General features: G+C 31.6%; 12 protein-coding genes. 9 read left to right on the forward strand and 3 right to left on the reverse strand.

Annotated elements, in window-relative coordinates; genetic code table 4:
• The first annotated feature begins 62 nt into the window (after positions 1-62).
• Positions 63-887, forward strand: a complete 825-nt coding sequence (locus tag L872_RS0104080) for a Pr6Pr family membrane protein (protein WP_027063563.1) — start codon at positions 63-65, stop codon at positions 885-887.
• Positions 888-898: 11 nt separating this feature from the next.
• On the opposite strand, the gene L872_RS04810 is transcribed toward L872_RS0104080, so the two are convergent.
• Positions 899-1,879, reverse strand: coding sequence for a 5'-3' exonuclease (locus L872_RS04810; protein WP_084340198.1), 981 nt, complete (start codon positions 1,877-1,879; stop codon positions 899-901).
• A 51-nt stretch (positions 1,880-1,930) separates the two neighbouring features.
• Positions 1,931-2,524, reverse strand: a complete 594-nt coding sequence (locus tag L872_RS04815) for an IMPACT family protein (RefSeq protein WP_051418471.1) — start codon at positions 2,522-2,524, stop codon at positions 1,931-1,933.
• A 79-nt stretch (positions 2,525-2,603) separates the two neighbouring features.
• On the opposite strand from L872_RS04815, the gene secA reads away from it, so the two are divergent.
• The 5 genes from secA to L872_RS04820 all read left to right on the forward strand — a co-directional run bounded on the left by secA (position 2,604) and on the right by L872_RS04820 (position 12,234).
• A complete protein-coding gene (secA, locus tag L872_RS0104095) occupies positions 2,604-5,438 on the forward strand; it encodes a preprotein translocase subunit SecA (RefSeq protein ID WP_027063564.1) in 2,835 nt (944 codons plus the stop codon).
• A gap of 64 nt (positions 5,439-5,502) precedes the next feature.
• Positions 5,503-7,500: an excinuclease ABC subunit UvrB gene (gene uvrB / locus L872_RS0104100; protein WP_027063565.1), complete on the forward strand. Its 1,998-nt coding sequence runs from the start codon at positions 5,503-5,505 to the stop codon at positions 7,498-7,500.
• Positions 7,501-7,510: 10 nt separating this feature from the next.
• Positions 7,511-10,348, forward strand: a complete 2,838-nt coding sequence (gene uvrA, locus L872_RS0104105; RefSeq protein ID WP_027063566.1) for an excinuclease ABC subunit UvrA — start codon at positions 7,511-7,513, stop codon at positions 10,346-10,348.
• Entirely contained in the window at positions 10,348-11,457 is a 1,110-nt protein-coding gene (locus L872_RS0104110; RefSeq protein WP_027063567.1) for a bifunctional folylpolyglutamate synthase/dihydrofolate synthase, read from the forward strand. Before uvrA ends, L872_RS0104110 begins: the two co-directional genes overlap by 1 nt.
• A gap of 21 nt (positions 11,458-11,478) precedes the next feature.
• A complete protein-coding gene (locus L872_RS04820) occupies positions 11,479-12,234 on the forward strand; it encodes a folate family ECF transporter S component (RefSeq protein WP_051418472.1) in 756 nt (251 codons plus the stop codon).
• 95 nt (positions 12,235-12,329) lie between these two features.
• Here L872_RS04820 and L872_RS04825 read toward each other — a convergent pair whose 3' ends face one another.
• The gene (locus L872_RS04825) at positions 12,330-12,566 is read right to left on the reverse strand and encodes a S1 RNA-binding domain-containing protein (protein WP_051418473.1); all 237 of its coding nucleotides are present in this window, start codon (positions 12,564-12,566) and stop codon (positions 12,330-12,332) included.
• 104 nt (positions 12,567-12,670) lie between these two features.
• Here L872_RS04825 and hprK point away from each other — a divergent pair, with 104 nt between their 5' ends.
• Genes hprK through trxB form a run of 3 tightly spaced genes read left to right on the forward strand, consistent with a single transcriptional unit; the run spans position 12,671 to position 16,039 of the window.
• Positions 12,671-13,609: an HPr(Ser) kinase/phosphatase gene (hprK, locus tag L872_RS0104125; RefSeq protein WP_027063568.1), complete on the forward strand. Its 939-nt coding sequence runs from the start codon at positions 12,671-12,673 to the stop codon at positions 13,607-13,609.
• Positions 13,610-13,611: 2 nt separating this feature from the next.
• Positions 13,612-15,108 carry a prolipoprotein diacylglyceryl transferase gene (locus tag L872_RS0104130; RefSeq protein WP_211227367.1) on the forward strand — a complete coding sequence of 499 codons (1,497 nt, stop codon included), beginning with the start codon at positions 13,612-13,614 and terminating at the stop codon, positions 15,106-15,108.
• Entirely contained in the window at positions 15,092-16,039 is a 948-nt protein-coding gene (trxB, locus tag L872_RS0104135) for a thioredoxin-disulfide reductase (RefSeq protein ID WP_027063570.1), read from the forward strand. The genes L872_RS0104130 and trxB overlap by 17 nt, the downstream gene beginning before the upstream one ends.
• Positions 16,040-16,047: the final 8 nt, after the last annotated feature.

A 16,047-nucleotide genomic window follows, 5' to 3' on the forward strand; every position in this document is an offset into this window, starting at 1 on the left:
TTTTAATGGGGAAACCCATTTTTTATTTGATTGAGATATTATTGTTAGAAAGGAGATTTAAAATGAAACTAAAAATTGATAAAGCGACTTTTGTCAACTGAAGATTTTTTCTATGTATGGGAATGTTTATTCTTCTTAGTGTAATTATTTTTCAAGACTTTATTAAAACTTTAATTAATATTGAGTCAATAACTTATAAGGCTGAAGACGGAACAGATATTAAAACTTGAGGCTATCTTCGTGATGGGGTTATGTATTATGATCGTGCCGGATTTATTTTCTATTACTTTGGGTTTTTCACAATTCAAACTAACATCATGATTGCCGTATGATTTTTCGTAATGGCGTTCTTTAACACTAAAGTAGGAAAAATTAAGTTAATTTCATCAACTTGTTCAGTGGCAATCGCAACATATATTGCAGTAACAATGTTGATTTACAACTTGATGTTACTACCAGTTCATGTTCCCAAAGATGGATATGACTGATTTAGACAACTATCATTACACTTGATTGCACCTTTAGTAATGATTTGTTACACATTATTTGAATTAAAAACAGATGGTGTAATTTCGGTCAAAGAATTTGCAAAAAAATACTTATGAAAACTTTACATTTATCCAATTGCTTACTTAATTGTTAATTTAATTAGGGGAGAAGTTCGTAGAGCTGGTGGATGACCAAGATTTACTTCATATCCGTATTTCTTTTTAGAAATTCATGAAAAAGAAGCAATTAAAGGCGTTCCAATTCCTGGAGCTGTATGATTGTTAATTGCGGCAGTTTTAATTATTGTTATTATTGCTGGATTATCATTAGGATTTACTAAAATCTTGAATAACCGTCATTTAAAAGCAACAACTAATGTTATTGTTGAAACAAACTAAAAAAAAGACATCTAAGCAGATGTCTTTTTATTTCCACAAATTTTATTCATCGTAGCGTCAGCACATTTTTGTTCTGAGCGATCATAACCATTAGCTTTAATATTTTCAATGTTTTTAACAACATTACCTGTGAAAGCTCACATTTTTTGTTCTTTTAAAAATTTTAAATAAGCATATCAATTAATGCGCAATTTACGGAAATCAATTCTTCCCAACTGAACATTATTTTGAATGGTTGCGATCTTTTTATTTAATAAAACTTGTTCTTTTGAACTAACTAATTTACTACAAATTCCTGGAGGAATCTGATCGATATTGGCATAAATATTTTCAACAGTGCCAAATTTTTCTAATAAATCAGTTGCTTGTTTATAGTGCAAACATTTAATTCCTTTGATGTTGTCTGAAGAGTCACCCATCATTGCTTTAATATCAGGAACTTGTTTTGGAGAACACCCAAACTTTTCGTAAACTTCAGAAAGTTCTACAAAAGTTGGTTTTTCTTTTTTGCTGACGTTAGTAATAATTTTTACGTCGTCACTTACTAATTGAAAGGTATCTTTATCATTAGACAAAATGTGAACGTTATATCCTAACTTACAAGCAATTTTTGAAATAGTTCCCATAACATCATCACCTTCATAACGAGGTTTTTCATATCAGGGAATATTTGCTGACGTTAAGAATTGTCTAATAATTTGCATTTGAGGAATTAATTCCTCAGGCGTTTCTTTTCGTTTTGCTTTGTATTCAGGGTATAAGTCTCTTCTTCAACATCCTTGACCAACATCAAAGGTAACAATAATTGTATGATAAATATTCATATCAATTAGCTCATTAATTTTTGCTACAAAAGTGTAAATGGCGTTAATCATAACTCCATCACGATTTACAGCAACTGTTTTTCTTTTTAATGATCCATAGTAACCCTTGTGTAATAAATGATAACCGTCAATAATAAGTATTGTCTGTTTTTCATTTTTAGTATTCATTGTTATTTCAATTCCTTACTAATAAATAATACCATATTCAAAATAAGGTTTTTAATGCTTTTCAAGATATATTTCTTCTTGATAGTAATTTGTAATTGGGACTTGCAAAGATTTGAAAATATCGGGAGTTGAACAAGTTAAAGTGTAAGTTGGGTCGGGGTTATATTGACGTAAATCGATATTTAAATTGTGTTGACGCAAAAAAGCGTCAATTTTTTTAGTATTAGCAATCGCAAAACTAAAGCTAAGACGATAAGTTTTTTCAAGAGTTATCAAATCTAGAGTATTTAACAATTCACTAGCACTTGTTGTATAAGCACGAGTTAACGGACCAGCTCCAAGTTTAATACCTCCAAAATGGCGGATTACTAAAACCACAATATTTGTCAATTGCATTTTTTCGATGACATTAAAAATTGGTTTTCCAGCAGTTCCTGTGGGTTCACCATCGTCATTAAAACCACCTTGTTGTTGAGTTACCCCAATTTTGTAGGCGTAACAATTGTGACGAGCATCAGGATCAGAGTATTTTTCAAGAAAATCTGCCAGTTCAGTTTTCGAATTAATTTGGGTTGCGATTGTAATAAACTTTGACTTTTTAATCTCAAATGAGTTTTGGAAAAGATTTTTAGAAATTGTTTTCAAGGCGAACTCCTTTTCTTTTTAAAATTACTTATAAAATTAGTATAATTATATTATGTATTTTAACAAGGAGGGTAATTAGATGGCTTCAGATAAAAAGTTAATAAAGTATTATGGAAAAATAGCTGATGAAATTATTAAATTAGAACCAAAATATGCGCAATTAAAAGACGAAGATTTTAAAGCTATGACTGCCGAATTTAAACAAAGATTAGCCGATGGAGAAGATTTAGATGATATCTTAGTTGAAGCTTATGCTGTTGCTCGTGAAGCAGCGTTTAGAGTTTTAGGATTGAAAGCATATCGTGTTCAATTAATAGGGGCAATTATCTTGAACGTTGGAGATATTGCTGAAATGAGAACCGGAGAAGGAAAAACCCTAACAGGGTTATTTCCAGCATATTTAAATTCATTAACTGGTAAGGGTGTTCACATTGTTACAGTTAATGAGTACTTATCACGACGAGATTCTGAAATTAACGGAAAAGTTTATGATCTTTTGGGTGTATCTGTGGGACTGAACTCTTCAGAGATTCACAAAGGGGCAAAACGTGAAGCATATTCAAAAGATATTACCTATACAACAAACTCAGAATTAGGGTTTGATTATTTGAAAGATAATATGGTAATGGATTACGCACAAAAAGTTCAACGTGGATTAAACTATGCAATTATTGATGAGGCCGATTCAATTTTGATCGATGAATCAAGAACACCATTAATTATTTCTGGGGGTACTTCATCAAGAGTTAACCTATATAAACATGCTGATGCTTTTGCAAGAACTTTAAAAAGTCCCGAAGATGTTGATATTGACTTGGAATCTAAGCAAGTTTATTTAAACGAATCAGGAATGAAAAAAGCTAAAGAATATTTCACTTTGGAAAACTTATTTGCTTTGGAAAACACTGAGATATTCCACTTAATTATGAATGCATTAAAAGCTCACTTCACTTTTAAAGAAGGAGTCGAATATACTATTCGCGATAATGAAATCGTTTTAATTGATCAGTTTACTGGTCGAATTATGGATGGACGTGCTTATTCAGATGGTTTACAACAAGCCCTTCAAGCTAAAGAAGGTGTGGAAATTGAAGAAGAAACTATCACAATGGCGACAATTACTTACCAAAACTTTTATCGTCTATATTCTAAAATTGCTGGAATGACAGGAACAGCTAAAACTGAAGAAGAAGAATTTATTAAAATTTACAATACTCGAGTTGTTGTTACTCCAACTAATAAACCAATTATTCGTAGAGATGAACCAGATTATACTTTCGGAACAAAAAATGCTGCGCTTAAAAAGTTAATTGCCGATGCTAAAGAAATTCACGAAAAAGGTAATCCAATTTTGATTGGAACAACATCAGTTGAATCATCAGAACAAATTGCTCGTTATTTAGAAAAAGCTAAACTAAAATTTGAGATGATTAATGCCAAAAATCACCACCGTGAAGCTGATATTATTGCAATGGCTGGTCAAAAAGGAGCAATCACATTAGCAACTAACATGGCTGGGCGTGGAACTGATATTAAACTAACTGAAGAAGTTAAACAACTTGGAGGACTAGTTGTTTTTGGGGTTGAACGAAATGAAGCTCGTCGTATTGATAATCAGCTTCGTGGTCGTGCTGGTCGTCAAGGAGACCCAGGGATGTCACGTTACTATATTTCAATGGATGATGAATTGATGATTCGATTTTCATCACCAAAAATGCGTGCTAACTTTGCAAAACTTGGAGATGAACATATTAAATCAAGATTCTTTACAAGAGCCGTTACTAATGCGCAGAAGAAACTTGAAGGAATGAACTTCGATCAACGTAAAAACGTTTTAGATTATGACAATATTTTAGCCCAACAACGTGAAGCGATGTATGCACAAAGAGATGATATTTTACAAGCTGAAAGCTTAAAAGTGGTTCTAAAAAAATTCCAGATTACTGTAGCCTATGATTTAATTGAAAAATTTAATATTTTAGTTCATGGGGAAAGAACAATTGATGCTAAAAAATTATTTAAAGCGTTAGATGGAAAACTAGTTGCACATAATAAGTTTAAAGAGACTGATTTCTTTAACAAAGAAAAAATGGATTTAGCTGAAGAAATCGCTCAAGCAATGATGGAGTTTTATTCAATTCGAATTGCTGATGTTCCTGAAAACGTGATTGTTGATATGGAACGACGTACGATTTTAGAATCATTTGATCGTTATTGAACAAAACATATTGATTTATCATCAAAACTAAAATCAGGAATTTATTTACAACAGTATGCTCAAAATAACCCGTTAGCGGAATATGTTGAACAAGCAACAACATTATTTAATAAAATGAAGATTAATATTGCTTCAGAAGTAGTTAATAAATTATCTAATGTAGTGTTGAAAGCTGTAGATGCTGAAGAAACAACACCACAACCAATTGAAATTACCGATAATGATATTGAAGCAATATTTGCAGAAACTGGGTTAGATAAAACAATGGTTAATAACGAAGCAATTAACAAACGTTTTGATGAGTTAGAAGCAGAAAATGAAGGAAATATTCAAGTTTTACGAAAATTAAAAATACAAAGAGATATAATGTTAGGGTTAGTTATTGAAATTGAAAAACGATTTGGCAATAATCAACCACAACAGATTGAAATTGAAATGGAAGCAATTGAAGCAATGCTTAAAATTTTTGGTATTACTAATCCTGAAGACATGAAGGTCGAAATTATCGAAGAAAAGTATCAGCAATTATTAAAAGAAGCTGAAACTGAAGAAGAACACCAACTTCAATTAAAAATGGCTAAAGAAATTCTAAGTGATTTCATATTAAAAAATGAATTATTCAAAATTAAAAAACCCAAAGCGGTTGACGAAAATGATGATGGATTAACTAAAGTAACAAAAACAAGAATGGGTTAAGCAAAAACTAGATGATCTCTAGTTTTTTTGCTCTATAAAAGGAGAGCTAGGAGAGAATAAGTAAATGGAATTTAAAAAAGATAACCGATTTAAATTAGTATCAAAATACCAACCTGCAGGAGATCAACCAAAGGCGATTGCTCAACTATTGGAAGGAATCGCTAAAGGAAAAAAAGATCAAGTATTATTGGGAGCAACTGGGACAGGTAAAACATTTACAATGGCCAATATTATTGCTAACCAAAATCGTCAGACTTTAGTTCTTGCACATAACAAAACTTTGGCAATGCAAATTTACTATGAGCTGAAGGAATTCTTTCCCGAAAATCGAGTAGAATACTTTGTTTCAAACTTTGACTTTTTCCAACCAGAAGCTTATTTACCATCTAAGGATTTATATATTGACAAAGATGCTCGTCAAAATATCGAACTTGATATGATGCGTTTAAGTGCAATGAATGCTTTAATGACAAGAAATGACACAATTGTCGTAGCATCAGTCGCTTCAATTTATGCGGCTCAAGACCCTGGTGTTTATAGTAAGTCATTTTTTGAATTAAATGTCGGTCAAAAGTTATCAAAAAAAGAGCTTTTAATGTTTTTTGTTAAAACTGGTTATACTAGAAATGATATTGAAAACGCTCCAGGGACATTTAGTGTTAAAGGAGATGTTATTAAGATTGTTCCTGGGTGAACTGCAAATATTATGTTTCGAATTTCAATGTTTGGTGAAGAGATTGAAATGATTGATGTTTTAGATACTTTAACAGGTAGTTATATTGATCGCACGAGAACAATCACAGTTTTCCCTGCTCAAGCATATGTAACCCCAGAAGATAAACTAAAACAAGCATGTGAAAATATTCGTCAAGAAATGGTTCAACGAGTTAACGAATTTACTGAACAAGGACTATTACTAGAAGCTCAAAGACTTGAACAACGAACTAAATATGATTTAGAATCGTTAGAGGAATTTGGATTTTGTAGTGGAATTGAAAACTATTCAGCGCAATTGGATTTCAGAGAAAAGGGTCAAACTCCGTATACCTTACTAAATTACTTCCAAAATGACTTTTTAACAATTATTGATGAGTCACATATGATGATTCCTCAAGTTAGAGGAATGTATAATACTGATCGTTCAAGAAAAGAAACTTTAGTAAAATATGGTTTTAGATTACCATCAGCGTTAGATAATCGTCCGTTAAATTTTGAAGAGTTTACTAGTCTTTTAAATACAACGATTTATACATCAGCAACTCCAGGAGAATATGAAACATTGTTAACAAACGGTGAAGTTGTTGAACAAATTATTCGTCCAACAGGACTGTTAGACCCAATTATTGAAGTTAAACCATCTCAAGGACAAATTGAAGATATTATTGAACAAATTACGCTTCGTAAACAACGTAACGAGCGAGTTTTCATTACAACATTGACAATTAGAATGAGTGAAGATTTGACGTCATACTTACAAGAACGAGGAATTAAAGTCGCATACTTACACTCTGAATTAAAAACTTTAGAACGTAGTGAAATTTTAAATGATTTACGTAAGGGAGTTTATGATGCTGTGGTTGGAGTTAACTTACTTCGTGAAGGTTTGGACTTACCAGAAGTAAGTTTAGTATGTATTTTAGATGCAGACAAACAAGGGTTTTTAAGAAATACTCGTTCATTGATTCAAACCACTGGACGTGCAGCCCGTAATGCTAATGGGCTGGTCATTTTCTATGCTGATACCATTAGTAAAGCAATGCAAGAAACAATGGATGAAACATCTCGAAGACGTGAAATTCAACATCAATATAACTTGAAACATAACATAACACCAAAAACAATTATTAAGTCAATTGGTGAAACAATGTTGACTGAAAAAGCGCGTCAGAATATTAATGAACTGAATAAAGTAAAAGGAACAAAAAACAAAAAACTGGCAATTCAAAAAGTAATTGACGGTTTAAGAAAAGAAATGTTGCAAGCAGCAAAAGATTTAGATTTTGAAACTGCTGCGACACTTCGAGATACAATTATTGAATTAGAAGGGCAAAAGAATTCATAGGTAATAAAAAATGGCTTTAGATAAAATTATAGTAAAAGGAGCTCGAGAAAATAACTTAAAAAATGTTGATCTTGAGATCCCTAAAGAAAAATTAATTGTTTTTACAGGTTTGTCAGGTTCAGGAAAATCATCATTAGCGTTTTCAACAATTTATGCTGAAGGACGCCGCCGATATATTGAATCATTATCAGCTTATGCACGTCAATTTTTAGGGGGAAATGAAAAACCCGATGTTGATTCAATTGAAGGACTTAGTCCAGCAATTTCAATTGATCAAAAAACAACATCACATAACCCACGTTCAACTGTAGGAACAGTTACCGAAATTTATGATTACTTGCGTTTATTATACGCAAGAGTTGGAACACCATTTTGTATTAATGGGCATGGAGTTATTAATGCAAGTTCGATTAAGGAAATTGTTTTAAATGTAGCCAAAGACACTGATAAAGGTGAACAAGTCTATGTGTTAGCACCAGTTGTCAGAGACAAAAAAGGATCTCATAAAGATTTACTAGAGAAACTTCGTGCTGAAGGATTTATTCGTGTTAAAGTTGACGGACAAGTTCGCATGTTAGACGAAGAATTTGAGTTAGAAAAAAATACTCGTCACAATATTGATATTGTTGTTGACCGTTTGATCTATCAGGCAAATGATGAAATTAACTCAAGAATTTATTCAGCAATTGAAGTAAGTTTAAAATACTCAGATGGGTTAATTAAAATATTCTACCCAGAAACTGAAGGTAAAGAAGAAAAACTTTATTCAACATCATATTCATGTAGTGTTTGTGGATTTACAATTCCCGAAATGGAACCAAGATTATTTTCATTTAATGCCCCATTAGGTGCTTGTGAAGAGTGTTCAGGACTAGGAGTTAGTTTAGAAGCAGACCCACATTTATTGGCTCCCGATAAAGAAAAAAGCATTAATCAGGGAGGAATCACTTATTTTAAAAATTTAGTTGGTTCAGATAACTTGGAATGACAAAAATTCCGTACTTTATGTGACTACTACTATATTGATTTAGATTTACCAATTAAAGATTTGAGTAAACAACAAATGAATTACATTATGTGAGGATCAGATGAAGAAATTGAAACTAAGTTACTTAGTTCAAATGGTCGTCGCTATGAATCATATGAATATATTGAAGGAGTTGCGTCATTAATTCAACGTCGCTATTTTGAAACTAAATCAGAGGATTTACGTAAGTGATACGCTAAATTCATGAGTTCAAAAAAATGTAAAGAATGTAATGGAGCACGTTTAAATAAAACAGCCTTGTCAATTAAAATTAATGGTGTTTCAATTTTTGAATTTACTGAAAAGTCAATTCAAGAAGAACTTGATTTACTATTAAATATTTCGTTATCAGAAAACCAAGCAAAAATTGCTAATTTAGTATTAAAAGAAATTGTTTCAAGAACTAGCTTTTTATATGAAGTTGGATTAGGATACTTAAATCTATCACGTTCAGCAACAACACTTTCAGGGGGAGAAGCTCAACGAATTCGTTTAGCAAAACAAATCGGATCACAATTAACAGGAATTTTATATGTTCTTGATGAACCATCAATTGGACTGCACCAACGTGATAATGATAAATTGATTGCAACTTTAAAACACTTACGTGATTTAGGAAACACTTTAATTGTAGTTGAACACGATGAAGATACAATGAAAGCGTCTGATTGAATCGTTGATGTTGGACCAAGAGCTGGAGAACACGGGGGAGAAATCGTTTTCAGTGGAACTTATGAAGAAATTTTAAAGTCTGATAGTTTAACAGGAAAATATTTATCAGGAGCTGAAAAAATTGCCGTTCCCACAAAGCGTCGTGGAGGTAATGGCAAAAAACTAGAAATTCATGGAGCAACTGAAAACAACTTAAAAAATGTTAGCGTATCAGTGCCACTAAATAAATTTGTGACAATTACAGGAGTTTCTGGTTCAGGAAAATCTACTTTATTAGAAGATATTATTTATAAAGGAATTATGCAAAAGCTTTCAAAAGAAGCAGTTGTAGCGGGAGAATTTAAAGAAATTAAAGGAATTGAAAATGTTGATAAAGTTATCTACATTTCTCAAGAACCAATTGGAAGAACTCCACGTTCAAACCCAGCAACATATACAACTGTGTTTGATGACATTCGTGATTTATTTACTAATCTTCCTGAAGCAAAAGTTCGAGGATACAAAAAAGGACGTTTTTCATTTAACGTTCCTGGGGGACGTTGTGAAAATTGTCAAGGTGATGGAATTATTACAATTTCAATGCAATTTATGCCAAGTGTTGAAGTTAAATGTGAAATTTGTGAAGGACAACGTTATAATGATGAAACTTTACAAGTTAAATTTAAAAACAAAAATATTTCTGATGTGTTAAATATGACAGTTGAAGAAGCAACAAAATTCTTTGAAAATATTCCTCAAATTAAAACAAAGTTAGACACAATTGTCGAAGTTGGATTAGGATATATTCGTTTAGGACAAAGTGCCACTACATTATCAGGTGGAGAATCACAAAGAATTAAGCTATCAACATATCTATTAAAAAAAGCTACTGGAAAAACAATTTTCTTATTAGATGAACCAACAACTGGGTTACATAATGATGATGTAAAACGTTTAATTGCTGTATTAGATCGTTTGGTTGATTTAGGAAATACAGTTATTGCAATTGAACATAATTTGGACTTTATTAAGGTTTCTGATTACATTATTGACTTAGGACCTGAAGGTGGAAGCGGTGGAGGAATGATCGTCGCTACAGGAACTCCAGAACAAGTAGCCACTAATGAAATTTCTTATACTGCTAAATATTTAAGAGAGTATTTAAAATAATGATTTCAGTCGATAAAGACTTTATTCCGATTAAACCGAGATTTGCAAACGAATATAATTTAATTAAAGTTTTAGCAAAATTGGGAAATCCTCAAAAACGTTTACCTACAATTAATGTTGTTGGAACAAATGGAAAAGGTTCAACTTCTTATTATTTATCTAAAGGATTGTTAACAAAATATCAAAAAGTTGGTCTATTTATTGGACCGGCATTTTTGTGACAAAATGAACGAATTCAAATTAATAATGAATATATTAGTGATCAAAATTTAGAAAAATATTTAAATCAAATTTCTGCAGACATCGAAGAGTATAGTTTGACATTTTTTGAAATTTGAACTTTAATAGCAATTTTATATTTTGCTGATCAAAACGTTGACATTGTAGTTATGGAAGCGGGCATTGGTGGGAAAAATGACTGTACTAATTTAATGACTAATCAAATTTTGACAGTTTTAACATCAGTATCTTTTGATCATATGGAGCTTTTGGGAACTTCAATTGAAGCAATATTAGAACAAAAAATTAATATTGCTAAGCCGGGTACAAAACTAGTAGTTAGTGATGATAATAAAAAGTATCAGTCTGTAATTGAGAAGATAATTGCTGATAAAAATGTAGAAATCATTTATGCCGATTTGTTGCCTGATAAAGTTCTTTATCAACAAGGTAACAAGGGTTTAGCACAAAAAACATTAGAAATAATTGGAATTACAAAGTGTAATATCAGTGAGTTAAATCCACCATTAGGGCGCTTCACAAAAATTGTGCGAAAAAATCAAACAATCATTTTAGATGGAGCTCATAATGTTGATGGAATTAACCAATTAATTAAAACAGTAAAGGCAGAAAAAGAACCTTATATTGTATTGTATGCATCAATTGCATCTAAGGATTATCAAGCGAATCTTAGTCAATTAACAAGTAATTTTGAAAATGTTTATCTTACTAGTTTTGATCATTTTAAGGCTTGAAATTTATCAGAAATTGATTATCCGAATAAGATCATATCTTGAAAAGAATTTTTAGAAACCCATCAAGATGATAATATTTTAGTATGTGGAAGCTTATATTTTATACCGCAAGTTTATGAATACTTAAATAAGTAAAAGGGTTAGGAGGGTAAAACGATGTTAATGCTATATACGACAATTGGAGCAGCAATTGGAATTATTCTGCTATTTGCAATTAGCTTTGCAATGGAAAAGTTTAGCTGACGTCGTTTTACCGTCAAAAATATTGCGATATTAGGGGTTTTAGTAGCTTTAAGTGTAACTTTAACTAATGTTATTGGCTATACAGTGATTTTTGGGATGAAAATAATGTTAGGAAATTTTGTAGTCTTCTTAACAGGAATGGTATTTGGACCGTTAGCAGGAGTTGTTACTGGTTTGGCTTCTGATACTGTGGGAGCCTTTATTCACTTGGGTGGAGTTTTTCATTTAGGTTTTATGTTCATTAAGATTTTAATAGGCTTTGTAGGGTCATTAGTATTTGCTTTTAAAAGCAATCGTTATTGAGTTGTTAAAATGGTTGTAGCTTATGTTTTATTCATTTTAGTACACTTATTTTTCTTAACTCCATTATTTACATGAGCTTTATATGGAACCTCTTTTGCTCAAGTAAACTTTATTAAAAAGGCAATTTTGGCACCATTTCAAATGGTTGTTTATCCATTTTTGACTTATAGCTGCTTTAATGTACTATGAGTTTTATTGCGAAAAGATGTCGGAACATCTCGAGCAGTTTGAGTCGGGCGGCACGGAACTTTGAATTTGGTTGTTAAACCTAGAAAAACTGAATATCAAAAATTGATTGAATCTAAGGCTGTCAAACCACGAAAAAGGGTCTTTAATCGTCAAAAAAGCATAAAAAAAGATGCCTAAGGCATCTTTTTTAGCATTATGTTTATCTAATTTCAATTTAACTTAATAATATCAATTTGGCATTATTTAAGGATTTAAAACGAAAATGATAATAACTATTTAGCTCTTTTGATTGATAATTTAACTTGTTTTTTATCGTTGTTGATTTCTAAGATCATTGCATCAACTTCTTCACCTGATGTTACGAATTCTTTTGCGTCTCTTACGAATTGATCAGCGATTTCACTAATGTGGATTAGCCCTTTGTATTGTTCACCGTTGATATCAACAGTACAAAATGCTCCAAAATCAACGATATCAGTGATAGTTGCTTTTACGATTGTATTTTCCATTTTAAAGTCCCCCTTAGAAAATAGTATATGTTATAAACTTCAAATATCAATATCAAACCATAATTATAGTAAAATATGTTTATAAAAACATTTGGAGGTTTTGCGTGAAAAAATTAACAATTAAGACATTAGTTGATCATTTTGGGCTAGAAGTCATTTCTGGAAAAGATCATTTAGATACTGAAATTGGGGTTTATGGTTTAAATCGTGCAGGTTTAGAGTTAACCGGTTTTTTTAGTCCAATTGATGATAAAAAGCACAAAAGAGCCGTAATGATGTCATCAAAGGAAAATATTTATATGGACCAATTTGATGAAGCAACAAAACGTCTTAAGTATGGTGCAGTTATCAAATCAGGGGCACCAGTTATTTTAATTACCAAAAAATTTGTTGATGAAACGCTAATTTCTGTAGCAAAAGAGCTGGATTTTCCATTATTAAGAACAGATTATCCTTCAACAAGTGAATTAACTCAAAAAATTCTTGATTTGTATGATGAGTATTTTGCTCCAACTGAAGAAGTACATGCTTCGTTAATTAATATTTTTGGAAAAGGAGTTTTAATTACAGGGGAATCAGGAATTGGAAAATCAGAGATTTCTTTGGAATTAATTAAAAATAACCACTTATTTGTAGGAGATGATCGCATTATTTTAACAAATAAAGGAAGTCGTATTTACGGAAAATCACATCCAATTTTACGTAACCTGGTTGAAGTTCGTGGAATTGGGATTATTGATGTCTCAAAAACTAATGGTTATAAAATCATTATGCAAGAAACAACTTTGGATATGATTATCGAATTATTTAAGTTTGGAGCCGATGGAGTTGATGCTTCTGAACGTTTAGGACGTGAAACAACTAATAAAAAAGTTTTAGGTGTTGATGTGCCCTATTTAAAAATTCCCGTTTCTTCAGGACGAAATATTGCCAATATTATTGAATCCGCTGTTGCTCAACTAAAAATTAATCAAAGTGATGTTGCTGAAGACATCATTTCATTAATGAACAAACGTATTTCTGAGATTAACGAGGATAACTAACAATGAGCTTAATGACAAATATTGGAGGTTGAAGTCTTGCAGATTGGCTTGATAAATTTGGTGATCCAGCCAACGAGCGACTTTTTTTTGGAGTAATTCCTGCATATCCTGTTTTTATGTTTAGTGGAATTTTACTTACAATAATTGCTTCGATAATTCATTTTAAAATGAAGGGAATTCCTTTACGTGAATTTGAATGAGCAGTTGTTTTAGTTGTGCCATTAGGAGTTATTGGAGCATCAATTTTTGGTAAAGCCTTTATTCCAGGAATGCCATGATGACGAATCTTTTTCTTTTGAGAACCAGGAATGTCACTTTTTGGAGCGTTATTTTTAGGAATTACAGCTGGTTTTGTACTTCTATATAAACGTTCAAAATTAACAATGATTTCTGTTTGAGTATATGCTGATTGTATTATTCCAAATATTTTACTGGGTCAATCACTTGGAAGATGGGGAAATCTTTTTAACCATGAAATTATGGGAACAGTTGTTGATTATGAAGATTTAAGTTGATTACCAGACTTTATTCGCAACAAGCTTTTCTATTTTCCAAATTTAAGCGAGTTTAAAGATAGTCTCGGTCAAGGATTGCCCTCAAACTGATTTGACAATTCTGAAATTTGAGGAAGTTATAGTAATGGAGAAGTTTCGTTAGCGACCTTTTTAAATGAAACAAAATTAGAATTCCGTCAACCATTATTTTTGTATGAAGCAATGGCAAATTTTGGTTTATGAGTTATTATTACGTTCTTTATTGCTAATTTAAGTCGATTTTTTAATAAACCAAAACCATGAGATCTAGAGCCAACTGCCTATCCAGGATGATTTAATAAACACTATAAATCAATTGTAGAAGACCAATTAACTACAAAATCTACGCTTGTTCCTATAAAATATAAGCAAGTTCGATTGACAGGCGAAAATGGTGAAATCATCGAACTTAAGTTATCATTTTGAAAAGCTTGAAATAAAGCTTATTATTGATATGAACCAGATTCTTTAGTTGTAGCAGAATTTGAAAACAAAGCTCAAGAGCGCTCAACTCGCCGTTATCAAGGTGAACAACGAATTCTACAACTTAAATCACAATATAAAATTAAAGCTAAGCAAACTAAAAACAGTGTAAAAAAAGCTGAATATAAAGAAAGTTATATTTTAAAACGTAATGAAATTTACGCGCAAATTGGTAAATGAAGCCGAAGATTCAATATTAATCCGGATGCTAGGGCATTAGAAAAACTTAATAATCCACATAATTTCTTTATTATTCGTTCAGGAGTTATTAGTGGATCGTATATTTTTGGATATTTATTGATCAGAATTATTCTTGAGACCTATCGTAAGCCCCAAGAATATTTCATTCAAAATATGCCAGGGTTAAACTTTACAGTTTTAGCATTTTTATTGTTGGTTGGGATCGCAGTTATCGTAATAGCACAGTTTATTGCACCATACAAATGAAGAGAGGTAGGATGATTATATGAAAAATCATACTAATAATGAGAAAGAAATCATTGATGTTTTAATTATTGGAGGAGGACCAGCAGGGATGACTGCGGCAGTTTATACTTCAAGAGCAGGTTTAAACACTGTTATTGTTGAAAAGGAAGCCCCGGGTGGTAAGATGATCAAAACAGAAATGATTGAGAACTTTCCTGGATATGAAGCAATTATGGGTCCAGATTTATCAATGAAAATGTACGCTCATGCAACTAGTTTTGGAACAAAATTTGAATTTAATGAAGTTGTTCATGTTAAAAAACTCCAAGAAGGGTTATTTGAAATTCATTTATTGAATGAGGAAATATTATTTGCTAAAACAGTTATTTTAGCAACCGGAACAAAGGAAAATGAATTAGGAGTTCCTGGAGAACAACGTTTGTACGGTAAAGGGGTAAGTTATTGTGCAGTTTGTGATGGAGCATTTCATAAAGGCAATGATGTCGCTGTTGTTGGCGGAGGTTATTCAGCTGTTCAAGAGGGAATGTACTTAAAAAAATTTGTTAATAATTTATATGTAATTGTTCGTAAAGATCATTTTAGAACTGATATGGTGGCAGTCGAGAAGTTGCGTGCCATGCCAAATGTTAAGTTTTTAATGGAATCTGTTGTTGAAGAAATTATTGGAGACACTAAAGTTGAGGCAATTAAAGTTAAAGATTTAAAAACTGGAACAGTTCAAGAATTAAAAGTTAGCGCGATTTTTCCATACATCGGAGCTACTCCAATTACTCAGTTTGTATCAGATTTAGATATTACTGATGAAAATGGTTATGTATTGGCAAATCCAAAAATGCGTACAAGCATTGAAGGATTGTATGTGGCTGGGGACGTTCGTGATGTTCCTTTACGTCAAATTGCAATTGCAGTTGGTGATGGGGCAATGGCTGGTCAAATGGCTGTGGAATATTTACAAAACTTACGATAATCAAGTTA

Origin of the sequence: Mesoplasma seiffertii ATCC 49495 (assembly GCF_000518725.1) — a bacterium.
GTDB lineage: Bacteria > Bacillota_I > Bacilli_A > Mycoplasmatales > Mycoplasmataceae > Tullyiplasma > Tullyiplasma seiffertii.